The following is a 5,000-nucleotide window of genomic DNA, read 5'->3' on the forward strand; positions in this document are numbered from 1 at the left end:
CGAGCGGTTCTTCGGCCGGGAACAGCTCGTCACCGATCTGCTGGAGCTGGTGCGGGAGAGACGGTTCGCCGCCGTCTTCGGCCCCTCGGGCAGCGGTAAGTCCTCACTGCTGCGAGCCGGTCTGATCCCGGCCCTGCGCGACGACGGCACGGCCGCGCCGTTACCCCGCCCGTCCGTGATCCGCGTCCTCACCCCCGGCGACCGCCCGCTCCGCACCCACGCCGACGCGCTCGGTCCGAAGCTCGGCCCGAAGGGGGATGAGGGGGACACCTGGCTCGTGGTCGACCAGTTCGAGGAGGTCTTCACCCTCTGCCAGGACCCGGCCGAGCGCGCCGGATTCATCGAACGCCTGCTGTCCGCCCAGGACGAGGACAGCCGGCTGCGCGTGGTCATCGGCGTACGGGCCGACTTCTTCGGCCGCTGCGCCGAACACCGGGAGCTGACGGCCGCGCTGCGCGGCGCCACCTTGCTGGTCGGGACCATGGGGCGCGCGGAGCTGCGGGAGGCGATCGTCAAGCCGGCCGCGGCCGAAGGGCTCATCGTCGAGCGGGCGCTGACCGCCAGGATCGTGGAAGAGGTCGTCGACGAACCCGGCGGCCTGCCCCTGATGTCCCACGCCCTGCTGGAGACCTGGCGCCGCCGCCGCAGCCGGGCGCTGACCGTGGAGGCGTACGAGGCGGCGGGCGGAGTGCACGGCGCGATCGCCCTGACCGCGGAGCGGGTGTACGGGGAGCTCAGCGAGCGACAGGCGGAGGCCGCGCGGCGGATCATGCTCCGGCTGATCACGCCGGGGGAGGGGGCCCAGGACACGCGGCGCCCGGTGGACCGGGAGGAGCTGGGGCTGGGCTCGGGCTCTGGCTCCGGTGATGGGGCTGATACGGCGCTCGTACTGGAACGCCTGGTGCGGTCGCGCCTGGTCACCCTCGACGAGGGCACGGTCGACCTCGCCCACGAGGCCCTGATCACCGCCTGGCCCCGGCTGCGCGGCTGGATCGACGAGGACCGCCAGCGGCTGCGCACCCACCGCAAGCTGACCGAGGCCGCCCGCAACTGGGAGGAGCTGGGGCGGGATCCCGGCGCGCTGTACCGGGGCGCGCGGCTGGTGGAGGCGCGGGAGGTGTTCGAAGAGCCCGACGACTCGGCCGAACTCACCCCCGCCGAGCGCGACTTCCTGGCCGCCAGCCGGGCCGCGGGCACGCGGGAGCGCCGACGGGTGCGCGCGTTCGTGGGTGCCGTGGCGGTGCTGGTGGTGCTGGCGCTCGTGGCGGGGGTGGTGGCGTGGCAGCAGAACCGGGCGGGGGAACAGCGGCGGGCGGAGGCCGTGTCCCGGCGGATCGCGTCCGTCGCGCAGAACATGCGGTACGCGGATCCGGTGACGGCGATGCGGCTGAGCGTGGCGGCGTGGAACGTCAGCCATACGCTGGAGGCGAGAGCGGCGCTGCTGGGGGCGATGGGGCAGCGCGAGCGGGACACGTTCACCGTCCCGGGGGGCAGCGCGTTCGAACAAGCGTTGCTGAGCGCTGACGGGCGTACGCTCGTGACCTCCGGGGAGCTGAACGGCCGGGTGGTCGGCTGGGACCTGGCCACCCACCGCCGGATCAGTTCCATCAAGACGAGCGACGAGACGGAGTCCGCGACGGCCGTCTCCCCGGACGGGCGGCGGGTGGTGACGTTCGGGGAGGCGGGTCTCCGACTGCGGGACCGCGCCTCCGGCCGCCCCATCGGCCCTCCCATCGAAATCGAGGACGGGGATGCGGACGCGGACTTCGGGGCGAGCGGACGCATGCTCATGGTGGAGGACGGGCACTGGCTCCGGCTGTGGGACATCCGGAACCGCCGCCGTCTCCTGTTCCAGCGCTCCAGCGAGACCATGTGGGAGCCGACGCTCAGCATGGACGGCGGGAGGATCGCGCTGTGTTCGGACCAGGACGAACTGGAGGTGTGGGATGTTCGCGCGCATCGCCGGATACGTACGCTCCCGGCCGTCGTCTCGCGCCTGGGTTGTGGTTCGGCCGAAGACACCGACGGCGCGGAGTTCTTGCTCACTCCGGACGGCCGGAGGCTGCTGATCTCCACCGCGAAGGGGGTCCGCGGCTGGGAGCTGGCCTCCGGAAAGGAACTGCCGGGCATTTCCCACTCCGGGCTCGGGTACCTCGCCCTCAGCCGCGACGGGCGGTTGCTGGCAGCCACGGATGACCAGGAGATCCTGGTCTGGCGGCTCGACAGCCCCGGGCGGCCGGTCTACCGGCATCCCCTGGCCGGTCGGCGGGTCTCCGGTCTCCAACTGGACGCGGACCATGGGGTCATCCGGTACCAGGAGGGGGATGGCACGGCGAGCGACGCGGTGCGCACCCTCTACCTGGGCAGCGCCACAACCTCCGAGTGGGGCCCGAAGCGGGATGGCGAGGCCCTGTTCAGGCCCGACGGGAGTCTGATCGCGGAGGTGCGGACGTCGGGCGGGCGCGAACGGATCGAGCTGCGGCGCACCGGCGGCGGAGCGCCGGTCGCGGCCGCCCTGCCCTCGGCCGACTGCCGGACCACCGGCCAACCGGGGCACAAGGGCCAGTACTGCCTGCCGCTCATGGCGTTCAGCGCGGACGGGCGGACCTTCGCCTATGGGTTCGGCGAGCGGGACGCGGCCAACGGTCGGGCCCGCGCGGAGCGGGTTGCGGTGTGGGACGTGCACAAGGGCCGTAAGACGGCCGACCTCGTTCTCACCCCGAAGGGCGCCGACGAGTCGGGCGGCGACTCGATCGCGCTGACAGAAGGCGAAGCGGGCGCCGACTCGATTGCGCTGACGCCGGATGGCAGGACGGTGCTCGTCTACCGGCACCTTTCGGAGGCCCTGGAGCTCTGGGGAGTCCACAGCCGCACCAGGGTGACGCGCCGGGCGCCGGGGCTGGCGGAGTCCGTGGACGTGGGGGGCTCGGGCGATTTCTGGATGGCGTTCCCCGACTCCTCCGCCCTGGCCGTGCGGCCCGATGGCCGGATGGTCATCACGGCGTCCGGGCAGCGCTTCACCCTCCCCTCGGGCCGTCCGGACCAGCTCACCCGTTCCCAGGACCCGGTCTACGCGCTGGCCTACCGCCCGGACGGTGAACAGCTGGCCCTCGGCACGGACTCGGGGCAGGTAACGCTGTGGGACGGCAGTGCCGAGCGGCGTCTGGGCGTTGTCGCCGGGACGCTCACCGGCGAGGGGCGCGAGAGCGCCGAACCCGTGAAAGCGCTGGCCTACTCGCCCGACGGCAAGATCCTGGCCGTGGCGGGCGACAAGGGCACGCTGCGGCTGTGGGACACCGCGTCCGGCCTTCCGCTGGGATCCGTTCTGCTCACCGCGGGTGACAACATCCGGGCCCTTGCCTTCAGCGAGGACGGCAGAACCCTGCTGGTCGCGGGCGAACACGTACCGCTCCAGAAGATCGCCGTCGACCCCGCGCGCGTCACCACCGCCGTCTGCGAGCGTGCGGGCGGCGGTCTGCACCGCGCCGACTGGAAGACGTACATCCCCGAAGTCCCGTACCGCAAGGTGTGCTGAACGAGACCGTAATGGCGGGCAGTCGAGATCCCGCGCCTCCCCCCGTGGAAGGCGCGGGCGCATAAGGGCGCTGACATCAGCGAGACATCAGCGAGAGTTAAGCGCTTACTGAAATCCGGACGGAAATACCGCTGCGCAAGCGCGTCAGTGTTCGCCGTCCACCGCGAGCCGCAGCTGCTCCGGGAGCGCGGTCCATTCGGGGCCGTCGTCCTGGGGCTTGACCCAGGCGACGTTTCCGCCGGTGTCGATATAGGCGACGCGGCCAATGGCCTCGCGCTCGATGTCGTACACGAGGTCGCCTATCCGAGGAGGGGTGCGAGTCTGTCCCGTAGCCGTCATGAGCTGCCCTTTCGCCATAGCGCTGCCTGTCGGCGCGTATCTGGCCGCCTCGGCCTTGTAGCCGGCCGCCCCGAGAAAACCAACCGCGAGGAGTCCGGCGGCCAGGGCCCGGTTGTACCGGCCGCTTGGTCTACGCGGTCCGGCCGGTCTGGCGGTATTCGATACGCGGATCAAGCCCCCCATGTCGCCCCCGCTGTCTGGGTACTGAGGGCTCCCCGTTACCGCGGGCTCCCCATCCAGCGGGGTATGCGCCGGACGTGAGCGTGGGTGCGCCGCGGCGCCCTCGTTGCCCGTAGGGTGCAATGCGGAGCTGATGTCTCGCTGATGCGGCGCTGACCTGTCGCTGTGGGTAGGCTGCGAGATGGCCGCAGGGAATCTCAGGTACCGACGGGGGAAGCGCGTGCACGGGACCGAGTTTCGTCTGCTGGGCCCGGTCGGTATATGGCTGGGCGAGCAGGGACTCGGCCCGACCGCCGCCCAGCAGCGATCCGTCCTGGCGATGCTGTTGCTGGAGCCGGGGCGAGTGGTCTCCGTGGACCGGCTGGTGATGGCCGTTTGGGGCGAGGACCCGCCGGGGTCCGCGCGCAACGCCGTGCAGGTCCAGATATCCAAACTGCGCAGAATCCTGGCCGCGCTGCCCGACACCGAGCTGTCCACCTCCGCGCAAGGGTACTGCCTCACCGTCGACCAGGAGCGGGTGGACCTGCACCGTTTCCGGGAGTTGGTGCGCGAGGCGCGGACGGTCGGCGACGGCCCGGCCGGTGACCTGCTGCACGCGGCGCTCCAGCTGTGGCGTGGCCCCGCGCTCGCGGATGTCGCGGGCGGCTGGCTGCCCGAGACCGTCGGGACGGGCCTCGAGGAGGAGCGGCGCGCGGTGGTGGAGGAGTGCGCCGCGATCGATCTGCGCTCCGGGCGGCACCAGGAGGCGGCGGCCGTGTTGTCCCCTCTGGTGGCGGAGCACCCGCTGCGGGAGCGGTCGGTGGGCCTGCTGATGGAGGCGCTGAGCCGGAGCGGTCGACGGGCCGACGCGCTCGCGCTCTTCCGTGGTACGCGGCAGCGGTACGTCGACGAGCTGGGCATCGAGCCGGGGGACGAGCTGCAGCGGCTGCACCGGAAGGTGCTGGAC

The 5,000-nt window shown here is 72.2% G+C and carries 3 protein-coding genes; 2 read left to right on the forward strand and 1 reads right to left on the reverse strand.

Features of this window, described 5'->3' with window-relative positions:
- Positions 1–3,535, forward strand: a 3,535-nt coding sequence (locus CCN51_RS46710; RefSeq protein ID WP_086860962.1) for a WD40 repeat domain-containing protein, incomplete at its 5' end; no start/stop codon positions are given.
- A 144-nt stretch (positions 3,536–3,679) separates the two neighbouring features.
- Here the strand turns inward: CCN51_RS46710 and CCN51_RS46715 are convergent.
- Positions 3,680–3,826 carry a hypothetical protein gene (locus CCN51_RS46715; protein WP_014176287.1) on the reverse strand — a complete coding sequence of 49 codons (147 nt, stop codon included), beginning with the start codon at positions 3,824–3,826 and terminating at the stop codon, positions 3,680–3,682.
- Between the two features lie 448 nt (positions 3,827–4,274).
- Here CCN51_RS46715 and CCN51_RS46720 point away from each other — a divergent pair.
- Positions 4,275–5,000: AfsR/SARP family transcriptional regulator (locus tag CCN51_RS46720; RefSeq protein WP_143676119.1), on the forward strand; the 726-nt coding region annotated here is incomplete at its 3' end.

The sequence above is a fragment of the Streptomyces milbemycinicus genome, from assembly GCF_002154605.1.
GTDB classification, from domain to species: domain Bacteria; phylum Actinomycetota; class Actinomycetes; order Streptomycetales; family Streptomycetaceae; genus Streptomyces; species Streptomyces milbemycinicus.